The organism is bacterium, from assembly GCA_024228115.1.
Classification (GTDB): domain Bacteria; phylum Myxococcota_A; class UBA9160; order UBA9160; family UBA6930.
Map to the genome: position 1 here is coordinate 43641 of JAAETT010000177.1, position 21787 is coordinate 65427.

General features: G+C 66.4%; 13 protein-coding genes (1 of these 13 running past the window's edge). 1 reads left to right on the forward strand and 12 read right to left on the reverse strand.

The window, feature by feature from the left end; translation table 11 throughout:
* From GY937_09105 to GY937_09140, 8 genes are all read right to left on the reverse strand, one after another.
* Positions 1 to 7317 carry the 5' end (the start) of an LEPR-XLL domain-containing protein gene (locus tag GY937_09105; protein MCP5056867.1) on the reverse strand. 43044 nt of this gene lie to the left of the window's left edge, so 7317 of the gene's 50361 nt are visible here — the first part of the coding sequence; it begins with the start codon at positions 7315 to 7317; its stop codon lies beyond the left edge, outside the window.
* Positions 7318 to 7770: 453 nt separating this feature from the next.
* Complete coding sequence (locus GY937_09110; GenBank protein ID MCP5056868.1) at positions 7771 to 8448, reverse strand: hypothetical protein; 678 nt, start codon at positions 8446 to 8448, stop codon at positions 7771 to 7773.
* A gap of 180 nt (positions 8449 to 8628) precedes the next feature.
* Complete coding sequence (locus GY937_09115) at positions 8629 to 12510, reverse strand: hypothetical protein (GenBank protein MCP5056869.1); 3882 nt, start codon at positions 12508 to 12510, stop codon at positions 8629 to 8631.
* A gap of 1004 nt (positions 12511 to 13514) precedes the next feature.
* On the reverse strand, positions 13515 to 14222 hold the full coding sequence (locus GY937_09120) for a PEP-CTERM sorting domain-containing protein (GenBank protein MCP5056870.1): 708 nt from the start codon (positions 14220 to 14222) through the stop codon (positions 13515 to 13517).
* 264 nt (positions 14223 to 14486) lie between these two features.
* Positions 14487 to 15155, reverse strand: a complete 669-nt coding sequence (locus GY937_09125) for an IS66 family transposase (GenBank protein MCP5056871.1) — start codon at positions 15153 to 15155, stop codon at positions 14487 to 14489.
* 42 nt (positions 15156 to 15197) lie between these two features.
* Complete coding sequence (locus GY937_09130) at positions 15198 to 16388, reverse strand: glycosyltransferase family 1 protein (GenBank protein MCP5056872.1); 1191 nt, start codon at positions 16386 to 16388, stop codon at positions 15198 to 15200.
* A 293-nt stretch (positions 16389 to 16681) separates the two neighbouring features.
* Positions 16682 to 17497, reverse strand: a complete 816-nt coding sequence (locus GY937_09135; GenBank protein ID MCP5056873.1) for a hypothetical protein — start codon at positions 17495 to 17497, stop codon at positions 16682 to 16684.
* Positions 17498 to 17821: 324 nt separating this feature from the next.
* Positions 17822 to 18763, reverse strand: a complete 942-nt coding sequence (locus tag GY937_09140; GenBank protein MCP5056874.1) for a triacylglycerol lipase — start codon at positions 18761 to 18763, stop codon at positions 17822 to 17824.
* A gap of 262 nt (positions 18764 to 19025) precedes the next feature.
* Between GY937_09140 and GY937_09145 the strand changes: the two genes are divergently transcribed.
* Positions 19026 to 19604: a hypothetical protein gene (locus GY937_09145; protein ID MCP5056875.1), complete on the forward strand. Its 579-nt coding sequence runs from the start codon at positions 19026 to 19028 to the stop codon at positions 19602 to 19604.
* 227 nt (positions 19605 to 19831) lie between these two features.
* On the opposite strand, the gene GY937_09150 is transcribed toward GY937_09145, so the two are convergent.
* The 4 genes from GY937_09150 to GY937_09165 all read right to left on the reverse strand — a co-directional run bounded on the left by GY937_09150 (position 19832) and on the right by GY937_09165 (position 21622).
* Positions 19832 to 20224 (reverse strand): transposase, encoded by a 393-nt coding sequence (locus GY937_09150; protein MCP5056876.1) that lies wholly within the window; start codon positions 20222 to 20224, stop codon positions 19832 to 19834.
* Positions 20221 to 20931, reverse strand: a complete 711-nt coding sequence (locus tag GY937_09155; protein ID MCP5056877.1) for a hypothetical protein — start codon at positions 20929 to 20931, stop codon at positions 20221 to 20223. The genes GY937_09150 and GY937_09155 overlap by 4 nt, the downstream gene beginning before the upstream one ends.
* 263 nt (positions 20932 to 21194) lie before the next feature.
* A complete protein-coding gene (locus GY937_09160) occupies positions 21195 to 21302 on the reverse strand; it encodes a helix-turn-helix domain-containing protein (GenBank protein ID MCP5056878.1) in 108 nt (35 codons plus the stop codon).
* A gap of 98 nt (positions 21303 to 21400) precedes the next feature.
* Positions 21401 to 21622 carry a response regulator gene (locus GY937_09165; GenBank protein ID MCP5056879.1) on the reverse strand — a complete coding sequence of 74 codons (222 nt, stop codon included), beginning with the start codon at positions 21620 to 21622 and terminating at the stop codon, positions 21401 to 21403.
* Positions 21623 to 21787: the final 165 nt, after the last annotated feature.

Genomic DNA, 21787 nt, shown 5'->3' on the forward strand with positions numbered 1-21787 from the left:
CTGGCTGTCGCGAACGAAGGCCTGCGTGTCGCCGGTCAGGTTGTTGATCGCGACATCGGCCGAGAACCCGAAACCGAAGGCCAACGGCCCGCTGACGGTCCCGAAGCCGTCACCCGGTGCCGCCATCAGGTTCAGGTATTCCCGGGACGGATCATCGGCAGCGACCTCGCCGCCGGCGTTCGCGCCGGAGACCGACACCGACCAGAGCTCGGCGTCCGCATGCGCATCCAGGGTCAGGGCCCCCGCCGCACGAACGGACCCCGTCTCGCCCCCCGTCCCCTCGAAGATCAGATCGCCGATGAACGCGCGGGTCGTCGCGTCGACGTCGGTGACGGCCACCGAGGCACCGACGCCTGCGGTCTCGCCCACCGCGACACCGCCCGCCGTCGTCACGAAACGTGACGCGTCCTCGGCCACGACGGTCACGTCGCCAAGCGAGGTCACCCGTGCGCGGTCTTCGATCCACGCGAGCGCTTCCTGTCTGGAGGAAACGATCGAGATCGACCCCGCCAGGGCGATCTCGCCAGCCTCGCTGCCGGCTTGCGTCAGCGCGAGGACCTCGGAGAGGACCTTCGCGTCGACCACGATCTCCGCGCCGATCAGATCGACCCGATCGTCGATCCACGCCAGGGAGCGGTTGCCGAGGAAGACCCCGTTGAAGTACCCGCCGAAACTCCCTTCCGTTCCGCCGGCCGCGGCACTGACGGTGGCCCCGTCGATGCCCGCGAGGTTCACCATCTCGACGGTGGCATCGCTCGCAACCCGGACGGTGCCGACCCGCGGAAGCGCCCCGCTCCCGGGCGTCAGGTCTGCCTGGACGGCAGCGACTGCAGTCGACCCCGGCACGAACCGGAAACGCCCGGCCCCGGCCTCGACGCCAATCGCGTCTGCCAGCCCGCCATGCTGCTGAGCGAAGGCATCGGAGATCGCGGTAGCGAGCCGCGAGGCGAACTGCCCGAAGGTCTCAACGCCGTCGAAGAAGTCCTGGGCCAGAAAGAGGTCGACCTCTAGCACGGCGCCAGCGGCCTCCGGAGGGAAGCTCGGGTGGTCGACGATTACATCGATCCGGAAGCCCCGCCCATCGGGGTTGGGTGCGAACTCGAACCCGCCAGCGGTCAACGCGTCCGCGATTCCGGCGGCGGCGTTCGGCAGGTCGATGTCGACGATCGTCGTTCCCGCTCCGAAGGCCGACGTGAACGGAGTGGCGTCGGCCACAACGAAGGAGAACAGATCGGAGAGGACCTCGACGTCGCCCCCCGCCAACCCGGCATCGACCAACGCGGCATCGACGAGGCCCTGCAGTTCGCCGCGCACACCGGCCAGGCTGGCGCCTCCGCTGCCATCGCGGAGGATCTCGAACTCGACCGCGTCGCCGCCCGCGGCCGGTGATACCTCGAGACCGATCGCGCTGGCGCGCTGATTGATCTGGGCACCGGGCGCGATCGTCGCCGCCGCTACGTTGTCGAGCGAGAGCACGTTGACGCCGCCGGCGACGCCAACCGCCGCGCGATCGTCGAGACCTGCGGCCGACTCGACGAAAGTCGTCGCGCCGAGATCACCGTCGCCGAGCTGGGCTTGGAGGAACGAACCCAGCGGGTCGAGCGCGGCGTCGAGTTCGTCGGTGACGATCTCTCCGGTGCGATAGGCATCATCGATCTGATCGGTGCCCGCCGACAAACCCACGCCCGGCAGATCGAGCTCTGGAACGAAGCTCTCGAGGATTGGACGAGGCACCTCCGCGGCCGCCTCGACATCGAGCGCCGTCCCCGCGTCGATGTAGGCGGCATGCCCCACCGAACTCGTCGCTTGGTTGTCGAAGCGGGACCACGCTACCGCGCCGCCCAGCGAGCCGAGGTCGGCGTTGCCGGCTCGCGCGCCAGCGGAGACCTGAATCGGGTCGGTCGCCGTGGCCCCGACCGCCACCGTGCCCGCGGCCACGATGTCCGCGCCGCCGCCGATCAGCGCGGCCGCGTGGTTCTCGCCACCGGCCAGACTCTGCGCGGAACCGAGATTGATGCCGACGTCGAACGCACCGTCGAGGTCGAGCGGCTCGACGCGATCGATCGCCTCGACCGCATCGCCGACGACCTCGACCTCGTCCACGACGTCGACCAACGACTCGAGATCGATGGAATTGAGGAAATCGATGACCGCATTTACCGCGGGTTCGGCGATCGCGATCGCATCGATGCCTTCGTCCACCGCGCCGAAGCTGCGGGTCAGATTCTCGACGTTGATCGAGTCCGCGGCGATCGTGACATCACCCGGGGAACGCACCGTGCCAGCGAAGAAGGCCTCGACGATCGAATCGTAGTCACTGACAGCAACGGTCGAGCCGTAGCCCGCGCCGCCGCCGCCCGCGTAGCCTCCCGAGAGGGCTTGCGTGCGGAAGGTATTCGAACCCGTCGCCTCGGCGAACAGATTCGCGGCCTCGAACGAGGCGCCGGGCTTCACATCCAAGCGGGCCGCAGTGCGACCCTTGCCGTAGGCCACCGAGACGTTTGCGGCGTCTCCGCTCTCGCCGATCAGCGCAGAGTCCTGGCGATGATTCGCGACTCGCGCGGCCGCGGCGCCGTCCGCGTCGACCGCGGCGAAGCTACCTGCCGTCCCGTTGACGAATTGGATCGCTCCCTCGGCACCTTCCTGGACCGTGATCGCGTCGGCCACGCCGACCGCCAGGTCGACGGCGGCCTGAAGGTCGGCGATCAGGTCGGAGCTCTCGGCGTTGTCCAGCGTGGTGGTCGGGTCGACCTCGACCGAGAAGGTCTGAGCGTCGGCCACCAGGTCGAACGCGAAGGCGATGCTGCCCACACGCACCTCGACGTCGACCAGATTCGTGGCCGAGGCGATCGTCGAGACGTCCCCGGCCGCTTCGACCGCGGCGCCCGCGTGAACGTGGATCTCTGCGGTCGGCGTCGAACTCCCGTAGGAGACGCCCAGGAATCGACCGTTGGTCGTCAGGTCGGCGGACGAATCGGCGTCGGCCCGAATCACGACGTCGCCGTCCGCTCGAATCCGTGCTCCCTCGCGCACCGTCACGCGTGACAGCGAGGCCGACGAGATCGCCGCCGCGGCGCTCGACAACTCGAACAAACGACCCTCGTCGATGTCGAACTCCAGCTGCGCATCGAGCTGCGAATCGGGATCCCCGGACGTGTCCGCGAGCTTCGCGATCGACGCGGCCGTCGCGACGGTGACGTTCCCGCCGTAGAGCTGGGAGCCCGCGCCGAGGTCGATCAGCGAGGCCGTCAGATCGGTCAGGCCGAGCTGGAAGAAGTCGCCGTCCAGCGTCCACGTGAGATCGTCATCGCGCTCGGCCCGAAGCTCGAGGTCGCCGTCCGCGAACGCCCCATCGCCGTCGGCGCGAACCACGACGCCCGCTCCGAGCTGGATCGTCGGTGCGGCGAGCAGAATCTCACCCGAGGCACCGGTCGACCCCCCCAGCGCGTCCTCGAGGCGGCTGGAGATCGAGACCCCTTCGGCGACGAAGATGCCCTCGGTCGCCTGCAGCGTGAGGTCTCCGACGCCCAGCCCCCCCAGATCGCCGACGATCGTGAGACGGCCCTGGACGGACAGGTCGAGGGTGTCACGCGTGGCGTCGCCATCACCGGAGACGGTGCCGAGGACGAAGTCGCCGGTCTCGACCCGGACCACGTCGCCGCTCAGCACCAGGTCGACGCCGTCGCCGAGGTCGGCGGGGATCAGCAGGTCGAAGCTCGTGGAGAGGTCCGGATACACGAACTCCGGAACGACGCCTCCCGCGACCTTGTTGGGGTCGGTGGTCGCGTCGTCGCCCAGGTCCGGGAACGCGAGATCCGCGTTCTCCCAATCTCGGAAGAGCGAGCGGAACGCGGGCCGCAAGAGATCGCTCTCCCACAGCGCGAAGTTCCCGCCGCCCTGTTCGAAGGCGAGATCGGACCAGGCCCCGCTCTCGACGTACCCGTCGACGTCGTTCGCGAAGGCGAAATCGGCATCGCGCGAGAGCTCGACGAGAGTCGCCTCCCCTGTCTCCAGGGATACGATCCGGACGGGCCCCGCGACGACGAAGCCATCCCCGGCGTTGCTGATCTCGACCGCCAGCGAGCCCGTTGAGACGTCGAAACTGCCTAGGCTCTGGAAGGTAAGCTCGACCGTGCCGGTGTCGGAGACCGGGACGTCCACCCGTTCACCGACGGGGAAGAAGCGCTGACTGATCGACGCGGTGCCCACCTCGGTGGTGCCGTCCAAGACGCGGTAGGGCACATCGGTCGCCGGGTCGATCTCGCCCCGCGTCGCCCAGGTGACTTGAACGTCGTACGCACCGGCTGACAGACCGTCGAACGTGACCCGGGTCGTGGAGCTTCCATCGCCCGGGGCGGCGAAGCGGTACTTCGCCGTCGTCGACGTCAGGTTGTCTTCGCGCCACACGTGATCGCGGTCGATCGACGTGAGCCAGGGGCTCTCGTCGGCGGGGCGTTGCTCCCGCCCCCCCTCCGACAGGGCCTCGAGAACGTTCGTCGACACGGTCTCGCCCGGGCGCTGAACGGTGGCCGTGAACACGTTCCCGCCGTGCGCGCCGTGGAGATTCAGCAGGCCGAAATCGTAGGACGGGAGGTCGACCCCTCCCGCGCCCGGCAACGTGATCGCCCCGTCGCCGTCGACATCGATCCCCAGAATCGACCCGCCGCCATCGGCCAGCCCGACCAGGTTGGTCATCAACCGGCTCAGTTCGCCTTCGACCTCGCCGCCACCGAGCGGGTCGGCTTCGTGCAAGAGCACGAGCTTGGCGAGCGTGACCGAGTTCCGGTACCCGGCGAACCGGTCCTTGTCGAACTCGACGTTGTCGTTGAGTCGCCCGGCGGCGTCGTCGTGGAACGCCAGACCCAGACCGGGGTTCTCCGCGACGATCTGCTCGAGTTCGTCGAGGCCGCTCTGCACGTCGGTCCCGGTGAGGGCGTCGAGGGTGTCGACGACCGGGCCCACCACGTCGTCGAAGGGAACCGCTCGCGACGCTCCTTCGATGCCGAGGATTTCGTCGAGACGCTCGCGATCTCCCTCCTCGAAGATCGGCAGGGTCACGCCACCGATCGTGATTTGCGCGAGGTCGAGCTTGGACGGAAGGTTGTCCCAGAGCAGCTCGAACACGTCGATGTCGACACCGAACTTCTCCCGCACCTGGTCCTTCAGGAAGTCATCGACGAACTGAGTGAGGTCGCCGAGCGCCTGGTCCACCGGGCGCAACGCCACGCCGATGGGCGCCAGAATTTCGTCGGTGACCAGATCGGAGAAGTCGGCCAACGTTCCTCGGACGGCCGCGAAGTCTCGCGGCACCCCGAACGCCGGCAGCAGGTAGTTGTCGATGAACGAGTCGTCGTTGTTCCCGTCGCCGTCGAGATCGTCGAGTTGCGCTCGAAGGGTCTGGAGCAGAGAGACCCGGCTCTCGATCTCGACGCGCGGGCGATCCAGCTCGGAGCCCAGCTCTTCGCCCTTGAGGTTCTCGAGATCTCGCGCGGCCCCGGGGTCAAAGAGTGCCCGCGCCGTCGCCAGCCCGAACTGCCCCCAGTTCTCGATGGTCGATCCCACGCTGTCCGACCACTCGTGCAAGTAAGCGGACAGCAGGTCTTCTTCCGAAGGGTCGTTGGACGGGTCGCCGTCGAGAGCCAACAACGAGAGATCGAAGAACGACTCATCAGGACGCGGGCTGGCGGCGGAGGCGGCCTCCCCGACCACCTGTTCCAGTTCGAACAGGGTATCGAGAAGCGGTCCCCGCGAGCCATCCGGATTGTCCGATGTGACCGACGGATCATTCGAGAAAGGCTTGGTGAGCGCCTCGTAGATGAAGCGGACCGGGGCATCGAACTCGATCCCAGGTGTCGCGTCGTCGGAGATGTCGCCGTCGACGAGCAGCGACCGCGCCCCATTCGCGTCGAAACCGGGGCTTGCGTCGGCGATGTAGGCCTCGATGAGGAGGTGCCGAATCACATTGCTCTGGGCGAGCTCATCCGTCAGAAGAGCGCCGACGGCAGGGAACGCACCCTCGGCGAATTCGTTGACGAGCGTGTGCGCCCACACGTCGGCCGACACGTGGCTGAGGAAGCCATACGACCAGGCGAGAATTTGGGACCGCTCGGCGTCGCTCCAGGCCGGATCCGTCTGGGCCGCCCACGCTGAATCCAGTACGCGTTGGCCCCAGACGCCCGTGTCCACGGGGTGCACCAGGGACTGGCCGAAGAGCATGTCGGGGAAGGCGTCCGGTCCCGTCGACCCGGCGTAGTAGAAGCTCGGATAGTCCCGGAGCGCACTGAGCACTAGCGGGTGGAGTTCGTACGCCTGGCCTTCGAGGGTGATGAGACCATCGTCGAGAATGTCCGCCCGGACGTCTTCGGCGATCTGGAAGTGCGTGTACGGCTTGAAGGCCACCTCGTCGAGGGGGCCTTCGTGCTCCACGGCGTGCTCGGCATGAGACTCGCCACCGATGATATGGCCGAGTTCGTGGCCGACCACCGCGGCCAACGCGCCGCCATACGACGCCGCATCCTCGAGGAAGATCCGGGACACGTCGGGGCCGAAGCCTGCGTACGAAGACCCATCCCGCCCGCCTTCGAGCAGCTCGTTGAGCGCCTCCGAGAACACGAAGGCATCGTCGGAGCGATCGGCATTGCCGACATCGATGGTCTCGGCGAGCCCGAGGAAGAAGCCGTACTGCGCGAACGCTGCGCCGTCTCCACCGACGTAGACGGTGGAGTAGTCGAGTCCCTCCTCGGGACCCTCGGCCGTGAAGACCACCGAACTGGAATCGAACAGTCCCTCCAAGGTGTCGATCATCGCAGCGAGGATCGCGTCCTCTTGCCCGCGCAAGCTCTCGGGCGCGGCGAACGGAGCGACCTCGATGTCCGAGACCGTGACGGGTCCCTCGTAGACCGCGTCGTCGGCCCCGTCGAAGTCGAGGAAGACGACCTGGGGCGCGTCGGCATCCGGCCCCGCCTCTTCACGCGCGTCGGACGCCGCATTGTGGGAATGGTCGACGACGTGCCCCTCCGCGAGCACGTCGTGGAGGCTGCCGATGAGATCCGCGTTTCCCACAGGCGCGTAGAGGTGCTCGGCCGGGGCCTCCACAGGGTCGACCGGTAGGTCCGACGGGTCGAGGGGCGCCACCACGGCGGCGGCGGGCTCCAAGCCCGCCCGGACGACGTCGAGCACAGGATCCGCCGAGAGCAGGATCCGCGGCTCGAGCGCTTCGAGGCCAACGCGCGGACGACGGCCGTGATGGTCCTTGCGTCGACGGGCGGCAAGACGCCGCCGTGCGTGCCGGTTCAGAATCGAGAAAGCGCGTTTCATACAGGGGTGCCCCTAGACACACAGGAAGTGGTTACGCCCCATGTTGATACAGGGCACACCCCCCGAAGCCGATCATTTTCAAACCAACGGGGCGCCCTCTGGGGGCGGTAGCGCGGCGATGCCTCGGGCGCGTCACGGACCGCAGTGAGGAACGCGATTCGGCGCGCCTCGGGGAACCCCGTGAGCTCCCGAGGGCGCTGCGGCGCCCGCCGCGACGGCCGAATGCAAGGCGCCGCCGCCTTCCGCGGTCGTCGAGAAGGTCCGCGAAAACACCCGCAGGGATCTGAATTCTCAGACCCACCTGGCGCGCCCGACCGGCAGGACGCCGAACCGCGCGCCGGGCCCGGCCCCACCGGACCGGGAGAGCGCGTTAGACACGCCGGCCCCGGCCCCACCGGACGGGGGAACTCGGGAGACACTTCGCCCCCGGCCCCACCGGACCGGGAGAGCGCGCTAGACGCGCCGGCGGCGGCCTCGCAGGTGCCAGCAGCACAGCGCGAAGGAACAGATCAACCCGGCGATCGTGGGCTCCGGGACCGGGAGAAGAGCGAGGCGAACGTCATCCACGTTGTAGAAGAAGTCGGGAATCAACCCCACATTGGGCGTCGTCAGGGAGGCCGTCGCGAAGGTGGCGTCGGGGTCGACGATGCCGAGGAAGAGGACGTCCGCTCCCGAGGCAAGGCTCGCCTCGATCTCGGAAACATCGAGGGTCGCGGTCCCGCCCCCCGCCGTGAGCGAAATGTCTCCGTCGACGAGGAACCCGCCGGACACGTCCGCGCTCAGGATGAACAGACCGATCGCGTTCGAGGCTGCGAACGCCATGGAGAACTCGTTGCCGTCTGCCAACAGATCGAAGTCGTCCGTGCCGAGGAAGTTCGGCGCCGACGTCGTGTCGAAGGCATCGGTGACGACCAGCTCCTCGCCGCCTGCAAACGCGTAGGAGAAGGTGATCCCGTCCGCGCTCCCCCCCGAAGCGATCACGCCCGTCGCTTCGGCATCGAAATCCGCCACCGACTCAGCGAGGCCTACGGCGGCCTGCCACGAGGCGAGGTTCGTAAACGTCATCGGGATGGCGTGGGCGGCGGGCGCCACCAACAGGAAGGCCACGATCGCCTCAAGGGCACGTCTCAACACAGGATTCTTCCTTCGCGACTCTCACCCGGGCGGGCGGAAATCTTCCAGAACACGATGGCCGTGAGCGGTCTCTGAGACTCTCTCGTCGAACAGGCTCCGTCTCGCATTCTCTTTTTTGGCCCGCCTCCACGCGTTTGGACTTCTCAAAGATGGAATGGCCGCGGATCGAATCCGCAATCAGCGGTTCCGCCGGCGCAGGCGAAGCCGACGAACCAGGGGAACGAGCAGGACCAGCTCGATGCCGATGCCGCAGACGGATCCGCTAGCCGGAAGCTGCTGAATGGCATCCAGCGCGAACTCGACGAGCCGTGCGGACGTCTGCGCATTCACCTGCCCCGCGGCGCCTCCCAAGAGGTCCGCAAAGCGCTGGAGATCCTGCTTCTCCCGTTCGAACTGACCGAGCCGGTGCCACCTTTGTGCCCGACTCAGGGACAGCTGGAGGGTCGTCGCGACCGACTCGGGAATGTCGCCCTCAGTGGTGGCCCGCTCGAGGTTCGCGACCAAGCTCTCGGAGGTGGCGTGCACCTCGAACTCGCACGGAACCTGATCTGCGTTGGCCACCTCATCCTCTGCGTCGACGAGCACGGTACGGGTCCCGGGAAGCAACTCGTACGCGTCGAGCGAACTCCCGGCGGGAGCGGCTGCCGTGCCTCCCGTCGCCAGGAACCCGTCGACCTGCCCCTCGGCGGAGGCGACTCCAGCCCCATCGCCATCGTCTGCCGAGTAGGAGACGCTGACCTGAGTGTCCGTATCGAAGGTCCCGCCGGAGCCACCGCCACAGGACACGGTCGGAGCCGTCGTATCCAACGTCGCGGTCTGCATGGTCGCAGTGACGTCCGCGATGGGGTGGCACGGGTCGCCGGACCGATACTCGACCACGAAGTCGCCATCGACGCCGACGAGACTGAACGTCTCGCCCTGTTCGGCCGCGGCGAAACTGCCCGGCGTGTCGCCGGAGGCATACACGCGGAGCTCCAGCGCGAGATCTTCGTCGGCAAAGCCCTGGCCCGCCGGGGTGTCGACGGCGCTCAGCGTGAGCTGATTCCCGGCGGCGACGAAGAGGTTCGCACCGACGAAGCTGGACCCGCTGACCGCGAGGTTGGCAGCCGGCGCGCTCGGGTCGTTCGACGGATCAGCAGAGGTGTCATCGTTCAGATCCGGGAACGTCTCGTCGCCGTTCTCCCAATCGATGAACAACTCGCGGAACGCCGGCCGGAGCACACAGCTTTCGAAGAGCGGCATGTTTCCGTTCCCGCCGTTCAGCAGGGCCTCTCGGGGACAAGGCCCGTCGCCGACACCGCAGGTGGGATCCTGATCGACGTGATCCGCTTCCTGCGTGCAGAACGGTGCACCGGACGGGCAGCAGTCGATGTCGTCCTCCAGGTCACAGAAGCGCGGGGCCCCGTCCTTCCGCCAGTGGTGGTCGCCGTCGATGGATCGCAGCCAGGTGTCGACCTCGCCGTAGGCAGGATCGAAGCCCGACAGGTCGACCGTACCGAGACCGTTGACCATCACGTTCGCCGGCACGGTGCCGTCGGCGTAGGTCGCGATCGTGCGCCCGGTCATGTCACCGAGCAACCGATTCAGTTCGCTGCCGCCAAGGAGCAGGAGCTTCGAAAGCGTCACCGTATTGGTCAGCGGCCCTGCTTCATCCTCGAGCAGATCGCTCGCTGCGACCGCATCTGCGGCGCCGTCGCCGAACGCGACTTCAGCCTCGTCCTTCAGCGGACCGCAGCCGTCCTCGAAATTGGGATCCGGGGGCGGCTCGTGGTGCGTCATCTGCGGGAGAACCAGGTTGAGGACGAAGTCGTCCAGCCGGTCGTCTTCCTCCACCGGATCGGGGGTCATCAAGGACGGCGGGAACAACGTGATGTCGCCTCCCGACGGGACCGCGGCGGGGAAGTCGAACGATCCAACGCCCTCGGGCGTATCGTCGTCCAGGCAGATGTACTGCGGTGCGTTGTACAGGAACTCGTCCAGCGCTTCGACATCGATGCCGAAGACTTCCTTGAAGACCAGGATGTACAGGTCGGAGAACCAGATCTGGACGTCGGCTACGGTGCTCACGAGCGGATTGAGCGGGCCCCTCAAGCTGCTGACCAACGTCAACGTCAGGTCGCCAACGAAGTCAAAAAGGATGACCTGGAGGTCGACGATGTCATCCGGGAAGCCCAGCATCTTGGGGATGTCCGACGCGAGAAACGGGTCGAGCTGAGCGCTCGTCACGGCACCCAAACCGATTCCGGCTTCGCAGGTCACGCACAGCGTGCTGGTGTCGTCACCCCCCTCGGCGGGGTTGCACAAGTTGGCGCAGCCGCCGCTGATCGGAACCCCGCTCGCGCCCTGGACACCGGGGGTGTTCTGAATGAAGTCGCGGCGGGCCTGAGGATCGAACAGACCGCGGGTCGTGGCGAGCCCGACGCCCTCAGGCCACCCACGCAGGCCCTGGTCGATGTCGTCGATCCAGGCGTCGATGTAGAGCTTCAACAGGAGTTCTCGGGCGACCTCGAGCGATTGCTGTGCCAGAAGGACGGCCGTCTGGGCATCCGCAACGATCGTGTTGTCTGTCAGGAACGAACCGATCGCGCTGATCTCAGCGGGTGTCGGCGGAATGCTCAACGAGGGCAGCGAGTCGAAGCTCACGGAGGAGAAAACGCTCTGCGCCGACGCCGCGGCAACCGAGACACTCAGATCACCGAGGCTCAACACGCACGCAAGCGGATCGCTCACGACATCGATGCTCACCTCGGCCGGAGGGAAGCACTCCCCGTTCGAGACGGTGCCACCCACGTCTGTGCAGAGATTGCACAGGTTCTGGAACTGGAAGTCGCACTGCACGGAGGCATCCCCGGAACAGAACTCCCCGCCACCCAGGAGCGCCGGTAGCGTGATGCAGGCTTCGACGGTTTCAGTCGTGACGGCGCACTGCGTGTTCACGGCAGCCACATCGGTCTCGATGTCGGCCAGAATTCCCTCTGCAGCAGCCACGATCGCGTCGTCGGCCTGGAAGTCGTCGACGAGGTCAGTCAGGTCGTCGACCTGACTGAGGTCCCCGTTCAAGCCGTCTCGATAGCTTGCCAGGTCGGCGCGCAGATCGAGGAAGAAGCCGATCAGAGGGCCTCGGCCGTCCAGCGGCGTCGCCGCGCTCGGGTCGATCAACGTCCGGTAGATGAAGTCCGACGGAGCCGCGAACGAGATCGCCGGAGAGCTGTCGTCGGAGAAGTCACAGGGCCCGGCGGAGCAGTCCGAATCGCTGGTGCACATCGCGCCGTCCGCGCAGAGGCCAACGAGTTGGCATGACGAATTGCAGTCGGAGTCTTCGGTGCACGAGACCGATGTGCACTGGTTGTCGGTGCACGAGCCACTGCAGTCCGCGTCCGACGCACAAGTGGAGCCAGCATCCGTGCAGAGACCGCGGTCTGAGTTGCCGTCGAACCCGGGGGTGGCATCCCCGACGTATCCCTCGGCGATGGTGTGACGAATCGCGATGCCGGCGTCGTCGTCACGCGACAGCACGTCCGCCACGCCGGGAAAGGCTCCGCGGGCGAAGTCATTGACCATCGTATGGCCCCACATGTCACCCGCAGCATGGGTCAGGAAGCCGTACGCGAAGGCGAGGGCCTGCTCTTTCTGCTCCGCCGTCAAGGGATTGCCGTCCGCGTCGACGGCGGCGCCATCCTGATCCGCCCACGCGCTGCTGAGCACGTGCTGGAGCCATTCGCCGGTGAGCTCCGGGTGAATCGTCGACTGCCCGTAGGTCAGGTCCGGGAAGCCATCGGGCCCGATCACACCGGCGTTGTAGTAGGCCGGCCAGCTTCGCAACGCCGTAACGAGTGCCGGGTCGAGGGCGTAGTGGTTGCCGTTGACCTCGACGTCGCCGCCGCCCTCGTTGGTCCCACCTGAGGCACACGCGACGGGGTCGTCGCAAGAGATGGCATCATCGTAGGCCTGAAAGGCGGTCGTATTGTGGGTATACGGCTTCCATGCCCCGGAGGGACTGGCGACGAGCAGAGCGGCCAGCACGGTGAGGGGCAACAACCCGGAGCGTAGACTTGTCATGGAGGATCTTTCGTGCGAATGAGGGACGGCGAACGGGCACGGAAACGGTCAGGTGAAAACGGGGCGGAACTATTCGGAACCGCGAACGAGCCGATACTACTTGGGGGGGGTTACCCCACTCAACGAAAAACCCCCCCTCGAGGCGAGTTTTCGCCGATCTAACACTGACCAGCTGCCACGAAGCGGTGCTCGAGACCACTATGCGCGATCGAACCAGCGGCTCCCGCCCCCGCGAACGACTGAAGCCTGCCCGAGGACCGAACGCGCCGAAGCAGCGCGAGCGAGACGATGGACCGCCGCCGACACAGGGAGACTGGAGGACCCCGTGGAGGCCCGGCTGCACGAGCCCCAGGAAATGCCGAGGGCGCGCGTCCGAATCCGGGTCAGGTTTCAAGTAGGGATGGGGCGCAGGGACAGCGGAGTCCCCTGAGCGTAGGTCCTCGGCCACTGTCGCTTCTTCGTGGCTGGCAGGTCAATCGCCGATTTCTCTCAGGACTCCGGTGACTTGAGGTCGCGCGCAAGCGTGGCCGCCCCCCGGGTTCCGGACAGCCCGCAGCGTGGCCTCTCGCAGATAGGCACGCGGCTCGACGCCGCACAGCTTCGCCGATTCGATCAGCGAGTAGAAGAGCGCCGCCGCCCGGGTGCCCCGCTCTGACCGACTCCCGTAGTGATTCTCCCTGCCGACGGCGACGCCGCCCAGGGCGCGCCCTGCTCGCGCCGGCGAGCTGCGTAACGGCAGACGTCATCGCGCACCTCGCGCGGAAGGCGGGGTCGCACGCTGCCCGTGGTGGTCTCGGTGATCAGATCTCGGATCTGGTGGGCGGTCGCCATCGAGCTTTCGAGCGATGGCAACCATGGCGAGCTTTCGGGGCTTGCCGGCGGCGACGAGGCGCTCGTAGACCTCGGCCATGACCACCTACGGTCCTCGTAGCCTGGGATTCCCCCGAAATCTGTCAGAACGGGACCTTGTCGGACCTCGAAACCCCGATTGAACCGCTTATCCGCTACTTGCGTGCGCGAGCGGCCGCCGTGAGTACGCCCAGCCCGAGAAGCAGCAGGGAACCCGTCCCGGGCTCGGGCACGGGTGTGAAGGCGATCGCACTGATGAGCCCGTGGTAGTTGTCGAGGCCCGAGATCGCCGAGCCGCCATCGAGGGTCGGGAAGGGGTCGCCCGGATTCGTTGTGATTGAAATCGTGATGGTACCCGCGATGGGACTCACGTTGCTGAAGAGCATCTCGGTACCGGCGCTGAACCCGTCCGCGAAAGCTTCGAAGTCGTCGGACTCGCCCCCGTCACTGAACAGGCCGTGGATCGTGTAGTCGGCGATCTGCCCTTGCTGTGTGGAGTTGCCGGCCCGTGAAGCATAGAGCGTGAAATCATAGGCAGAGGCGGTCAGACCCGAGAGGATGATGGTCTCCGTCGTGCCAGACCCATTCGAGCCCGACACGAAGAAGTAGTCCTCTGCGGCGTCCAGGGCGTACGCGCCCTGGTTGTCGCCCGGGTTCCCCGAATCGAAGATTCCGGCGCTGAAGGCGAGTGAGATGCCGCTCGCCCCGAGTGGGCCATCCGTCGGTGAGGAAAACGTGAAGTCTCCGCTGCTCCCCCGCTGATCGTTCAGATCGATGACGGTCGCTCGAGCGACGTCTGTCGTCATCGATGCCGCGCCCAGCGTCAGCGCACCGATGAGAAGGACCCTCTTGAAACTCAGCATGATTCTCCCCTCCGGTATGACTATCGGTTTGTCCGTGTCGCACAAAGACGGGAAGGGGAGCCGCCTGTCGGCGGTTCCCCTTCCCTGCGAATTCATACAGCAAGACTCGTGCCGCTTGCGTCGCCCTAGCACTTTCAGGCACTTGGGAGCATGGAGCCGTGGCGAATGGGAAGACCTCTTCCGCGCGGACGGAAGACCTCTTCCGCCCGGAGTCCCCGCCCTCGTGGACGCCTTCGGGCGCCGAGCGCAGCATGATCTCCTGGCTCATGCGTCGGAACACGTGAGATCGCGCGCGAGGGTCACCGTGCCCGGGTTCCGAACCGCACGCACTGTCGCTTCCTGGAGATAGGCCCGGGGCTCGACGTGGCACAGCTTGGCGGACTCGATCAACGAGTAGAAGAGCGCGGCGACGCGGGTCCCTCGCTCCGATCGGCTCCCGTAGTGATTCTTGCGGCCCACGGCGACGCCGCGCAGCGCCCGCTCGACGGAGTTCGTGTCCAGCGGGATCTTCGGGTCCGCGAGGAACCGCACGAGTCCCGGCCACAGGCCGCTCGTGTAGGCGATGGCCTTCCCCAGTGCAGAGCGCGGCAGCACTCGCTGCGTCATCAGCCAAGTGCGGATCTCGTCGAGGACCGGCTTCGACTGCGTCGCGCGAAGGGCGGCCAGCGTGGCCAGCCGCTCCTCGGGGCTCACTCGCTTCGCTTCCGCCTCGATCGCGTAGAGCTGGCCGATCCGGTCGATCATCTCGCCGGCCTCGGGGTAGTGGGGTTCCGCTTCGACGAACTTCCTCCGCACGTGCGCCCAACAGTGCGCGAGCGTGAGATCTGAGCCTTTCCGCTCCCGCAAGAGCGCATCGTAGGCGTTGTAGCCGTCGCAGATGGCGATGCCCGTGTAGTCGGCGAGAGCACCATCCGCGCCGCGTCGGTCGAGCACGAGGAGAGCAGCCGGTAGCTCACGGCGTCCCGCCCCGAAGGCTCAACGGTCGTCGGTCGCCAGCGACCGCACCTCGACCTCAAAGGATCGCTGCTCGCGGGCCGACGCGCCCTCATGCCGCCGTGCGAACGCGCGAGCCCGATCCCGCACCGGCGCGGCCCACGACGCCTCGAGTGCCTTCGCGAAGTCGCCACGCCGCGCGTCGACCACGACCCCCGCCCCGAGGGACTCGACAGCGCTCGCCGTGTACTGCTGCTCTCGGAACCAGGGAGCCACCAGTTGCGGGACGCCCGCGCGCAGCGTCTGCAGGACGCTTCCGTGAGAGCCGTTCGACACGAACAAGTCGCACGCCTCCGCCAGACCGCGCAGGTCGACGAGAGGGTCGACGAAACGCAGGGTCTCCCCGCTCACTCTCGCTCGCTCCGGTGCGGGGATCCCGCGTCCGTGCACGAGAACGGGGACGCCGGCGTCGCGGAGGCTTGCGAGGAATTCGCCTCGGCGCGGAAAAGGCGCCAGATACGCGAAGATCCTAGGCCCATCCGCGGACGGCCAGGGCGGGAGCGCCGCGCCCGGGACGCCTCCCACTCCGTAATACGACTCGTCAGGGCGTGGACCGAAGGGGTCGAGCTCGGGCACGGTACACAGCCACGAGCGGGCGCCGTCGTGGAGATCGGACAGCGCGCGGAGCGGCGGGATCGCAAGTGCGTCCGCGGCTGCGTTCACGACGGAGCGAACGCGCTCCTCGTCATGCTGGATCTTCTCTGTCCGCGCTGCGTCGACCTTGACGCCGGGAAGAACGCCCCAAGGCGACGCCGGCGGGGGGACAAAGAGACCCGGCCCCAAGACGGCGCGGCGGACGGGGAGCCCTCGGCTCGCCAGTAGCGCGGTAGGGCTGTGGTCACAGACGACGAGGTCGGGCCGAAACCCATCCAGAATGCTCCGCCACGCGGACAGTCGCGTCGTCAGCGAATCCTCGTCGTCGAAGCCGGCGGCGGCCAGCAGGTGCGCAAAGCAGAGGAACTCACCAGGCGGCGCCAAGGAAGGATGGTGTCGGAGCGGCGCCTGGTAGAATTGGACGGACAGATCGCCGAAACAACGTGTCGCGTCATCCAGTTCGCGAAGCGCCACCGCGACGACGTTCTCCGGACTCGCCAGAATGCGGGCAACGCGTTCCAGATTGCGCAGATGCGCGAGCTGCGCGCCGAGCTCCCAGACCAACAAGACGCGCGCCACGCAGCCCCTCCAAAGAAGGCGCCTCACGATAGCAGACCTGCCAACGCGCGGACGCCAGAAGCCCCTCCCCGGCCGAGGTGGACTGACTAGGGCCTCGCGGCCGGTCCACCTAGAGATCGACATCGCCTATGCAGCAAGACCCGTCGTCAAGAGCCGGGAACGGGTTGCGGGCCCGTGCGAACCAGCTCCCGGCTTCGCGGTTGAGCCGAGTGCCGAGTTCCTGCATCCATGACACGCGCGCCCTCCGACCGCACTCGGGCGCAGCAGGCCCAGGCACGCGAACGCCCCGTGGATCAGTCACAGACGGGCAACTGCTCCGACACATAGGACTCGATGTGCGGCCCGAAGCCGTCGGCGACGCAGTGCGTGAAGTCGCCGAGACAGTCGGACTCCGTCAGAAGCCGCCGAGCGCCCACGAGGCCGTCGGCCGGAATCCCGACCGCTTCGTATGCGACAATGTCGGCCAGGTCGTCTCCGTAGCCGTGAGTCAGGACCACCCCCTCGTCGATCAGCGACTGCATGACTTCGATCTTGAAGTCGATGATTTCCACGGGGAAGATGAACGTCGGCGACGTGATCACCTCATCGGGCGTCAGCCCGTTCCAGTCGATCCATAGTTCGGTCACCCAACGAACGAACTCGGGCGTTGCGAACGTGATGATGTCCGTGAGGTCGAACAGGCTCAAGGCAGGCGCACACACATCCTCGCAGATCCGCTTCGTGCAGTTCCCGGACAGATCCCACCAGACGCACGCGCAGATCTCCTGACACAGGGGCCAGTCGAAGAAGTCCGCGACGTCGACCGCCGAGATCCCCCCGAAACCGCTCAGGTCTCCGACCCATCGGCCGGTGAGCACGATGACCTCGTAGCCGAGCCCCTGATAGGCCTCGATCAGCTCCGCGGTCCCGTCCCTGAGCGCCCACGGTGCGATCAGGTCGTCGGTCATCGTGCCGTCCAAGTCGACGATCACTGCGCGTCGCTCGTCCGTGCACGTCGGGCCGGACCCCTCAGCACCGGGCTCGCAACTCATCGCTGACAGCACGAGCGCGAGCGCACCCAGCACCAAAGTCCTCCCGATCGGCTTCCCTACCATGACTGACTTCCTCATGACTGATCTCCTGCCTGGGACCGCGAAGCGAGTCCGGCAACATGTTCGAGTGGCAAGGGAAGTAGCACCCTAACGCGCTGCGTCAACGCGTGTCACGGGATCCAACGCGCTTTGTCACGAACTGCTCAGCCAGGACGCTCCGAATCCTCCCCCTCCCCAACCCAAATGGGGGAGGGAACAAATAGGGATGGAAGTCCGAAGTTGGGGATGGGAGTCGGGCCACGGTGCGGACCCCGACCTACTACCACGTCGCGCCCGACGAGCCCCCGCGATCGAGCGATGCCCGACCCGCACCCGGCGCATCGCACCAGACCACGGGGCGAACTACAGACCGAGTTCGGCCAGTCGCCGAACGTGGTCGCGGAAGAGCGTTCGGGGGTCGACTTCAAACAGAGAGGTGAGCCCGAGCACCTGATTCACTTGGTCGAAATGGTTCATCCGCAGGTCGTCGGCGATCACGTGACCGAACTGGGCGCTGCACACGGTCACCTGCCCATCGCTTGGCACGCCGAGGTAGACCAACCCCGCGACCGCCTGCAGCGCGTCCGTAATGTCGAGCGGGTTCGTCACCGTCGAGCTCCCCGTCCACGAGTAATATCGCACCCCATCAACCTCCGCGTCCCCGTCGTGACAACCGATCGGCAGGCCACGCGGGAACTGCTCGTTGAAGGCCGCCACGGTCTCGGGGGCCAGCAATTCGGCCGCGGCACGAACCTCGAGCGGGTCGGCGCTCCCCCCGATCAACTCGACGAGCGGCACCAGCGACGCGCCGAACAGGTCGACAAGGGCACTCGAGAACGACCCGTCGTCTAGGATCCCGCGCGCGAGGAGGCCGGGCAACTCAGCGCCCTTGTTGGGAGTTCCAACCGTGGTCACGGAAGCCACCAGATCAGGGCGGACGCCTGCGGCAAACCGGCAATCCAACCCTCCTTGGCTGTGACCGATGAGATGGACCTTCGCCGCGCCGGTCAGCGCGAGCACGTCTTCGACCTGCGCGACAAGCTGCTCGCCGCGAACCGTACTTCCTCCGACCGCGCTCAACTGCGCGATGAAGACCCTCGCGCCCTCGTCTTCCATCGCCTCCGGGATGCGATACCAGTAGTCGAGCCCTCCGGTGTACGTCTGTGTGCCGAACAACCCGTGCACGAGGACGAAGGGGTAAAGCGGATCAGGAGACGTTCCCCGCCGCTCGTCGCAGCGCGCCGCAACGAGCGGCAGGGTCAGCAGCGCGAGTGCCAGGACGATCCAACGCGAACCAAGTGACATGTGAGCCCTCCCTGTTCCGAGGAACCGGAACAGCCCAGGAGAATTAACGACTCGACGCATTGGGCCCACAAGATCGGTGCGATCTGATGCCCGAATCGTCGCAGGTCATAAAATGGTCAGCTTCGCGCCCTCGGGGATAAGTACACTTCTGCGTGTTCTGGGGGGGAACTTCTTCAAACCGGCCTGAAACTCAGGCCCAGAAGGTGCGCCGGCTTTCGATCGGCGCTTTACGGGCGGGCGAGGCGCCGTCCAGGGGGTGCTCATGTTTCTGAAGTTGACCTGCGTCGCGGTCGCTGCTTCCATACTTCTGCTCACGGGCTGCACCAAGCCGCCCAACGCGCCGGGCGAGATCCGTCAGGCCGTCCTCATGGACGTCGACGGGACGCTCTCACGCGACACCCTCGACCTGCTTGGCACGAGGCCGTTCGCGCAGGATTCGGTTCGCGCCTACCTGGATCTCGGATACGAGGTGGTGCTCCTGACGGCGCGCCCGAGCGTGGTTGAGATTCCGACGACGCTCTGGCTCAGCACCCAGGGCTTTCCTGACGTCCCTATCTATTTCGCCGACAGACTTCTGATCGCCGGCGCAGAGACGAGGCGCTACAAGCGGGACGCGATCTGGCAGATCGAGGACGAACTCGGACTAGAGTTCGTCCTCGCCTACGGTGATTCCCCGACTGACTTCGACGCGTACGAAGAGGCGGGCCTCGACCCCATGAGCGTGTTCGCGCTTCTCCGACAATCGGACAGCGATTGTCAGCCGGGGGCGTGGGCGGAGTGCCTCCCGGGCTGGGAAGACCATCTCGATTTCATCGATGCGTTGCCGCCGGCGAACCCATAGGCAGGGGCGTTCCGCGATGCAACCGGATGCACCAGAGGGCCTGCCGTTCCCTAGCAGGGTGCTACAATTGGATACCGGTGGGTCGTAGCGCGAAGCCTCGGGGCGGGGCCGGCGCGCGGCCCGTGCTCAGCGTCGCGTCGATGGGGTGCTTGCAGGCTCGGGGTCCGGGGCTCCGCTCCATTCCGCGCGGTCCGCGCGCCGGCCCCGCCCCGAGGTCCTCAGGAGGTTCACGGGGAAGCCAGGAGGTTGCGGATCCGAACCAGGTTGAACGCGGCGGCCGTGAACGTGAAGGTCCAGTCGACGCGTGGCTGCCCACGGTGACGCGTCTTCCGTAAGAGTCCGACCGTCTTCATCCACCCGAAGACCTCCTCGACGATCTTTCGGCGACGCTGGCTGACGGCGTAGCCCTCGTGACGCGTCGTCCGTCCGTCGATCCGGCTCTTTCGATTCGTCGTATTCTGTGCGACGTGGGGCGTGACGGCGAGGTCGCGGCACCCGTCGACGAAGCCGAGCTGGTCGAAGCCACGATCTCCCGCGGCGGTCACCTGATGGCCACCTGGAACCTCTTCCAGCATCTTCCTGGGCTGAAAGCTCTTGTGGCTTGCCCACGCCTCGATCAACGTCCCACCGCATCCTGAATGCGGCCTGCGACCGAGGTCGCTGCAGCGATGTTGTCGCTGCGCCCGACGTACCTCGGCGTGATGCCTGGGTTCGAGATGCCTGCGAACAGGACGTGCTCCGCACCCGCCGCATGCAGTGACATCACGGCATCGAGGATCGCGTCTGCCGAGCTCTCGATCGCCCGGCTGAGGTCGACCCCTTGCGCACCGGCCTGCACCAATGTGTGGACGTCGTTGCCGCCCATATGAATCACGTGCAGGCTCCCCGGGTCGGCACTGCCGCCAACATCGGACAGGTACCGACCAACCTGCTCACCGAGATTGAGAAGGTCGACACCCAGAAGAGGCAACAGGCTCTGACCGAAGTCGCGAAGCACATCCGGAAGGTTCTGGAACGGCGGGAATGTGTCGAACAGAATCGGTTGATCCGCAGCCGTCGTCCCGCCATAGGAGTAGTTGTCTCCGCCAAACTCCCTGGATGTCGCAACCTGTCCCTCGAGTTCGATCGAGACGTAGTCTGCCGCGTTGTAGTAGTTGGTGAAACGATTCTGCCAGTAGCCATCTTCAGGAGGTGTCAGGTTCACGTCCACGAACCCGAAGGACGCGTCATAGCCGAGTTCTCGGAGCAGGTGCGGTGTCGCGCCGGAATCGGTGATGCTATCGCCGAAGGTCACGAGATTCGTGACGCTCGCGGGCAGAGCAGCCACGGGCGCTGCCAGAAGACAAACAACGACGATGCACCGAGTAGCGTTCCGTCTAAACAGCAAGGGGTTCTCCAGCCGATCTCAGGCGGGCGCAACACTCAAGCAACGCCGCACCGCGTACACCCCGGGATGCTAGAATTGGCGCGCCCTTCCGACCAAGCGGCACTGAAAGCCACAGTGGCCACGAGACTCAACGCAAGCGTCAGCTGAGGGCGTCCAACAGCGAAGCGGGCCAACGGGAGGGCGGGATTCAATGTGGAATGCGCCTACTCGCGAATCCGGATCCCGTAGCGACTACACCAGTCGTAGACGGTCTTCCGGGAGCATCCCAGCCTCTTGGCGACTCTCGTCACATTCCCTCCCTCTGACAGCATGAGCGAAGTCAGAAGATCGCGCCTCTTCCTCGCCTCAAGCGATCTCGAGACCGACCGCATGGACTCCAGCGATCGAAGGGACTCTTCAACTCGCTCGATCAAGCGATCAAGCGATCCAGGTCCCGAGGCCACTTGAGGTACTCCCGGGCTCCTCCTTGGATCGCGGCGGCGCTCGCCTCCCATTGCGGCCACGCGGTGATGCAGAAGACCGGTGTCTCTGGCGACTCCGCAGCTAGCTGCTCGAGCAGGGCCATTCCATCGGATTCGGGCATGCGCATGTCTGTCACGACAGCGTGGGGTCTGGCCTCACGGAAGCTCATGAGGCCCCCTTCGCCGTTATCAGCCCCTAGTGATGTGATTCACGCTGTTGGGGCATTATCCAGCGCGCGCCTGGCTCTGCCAACCTTTTCGATGATCTCTTCTGCTGTCTTGGACCAGACGAAGGGAGTGGGATCATCGTTGTGTCCGTCCACGTAACTCATCAC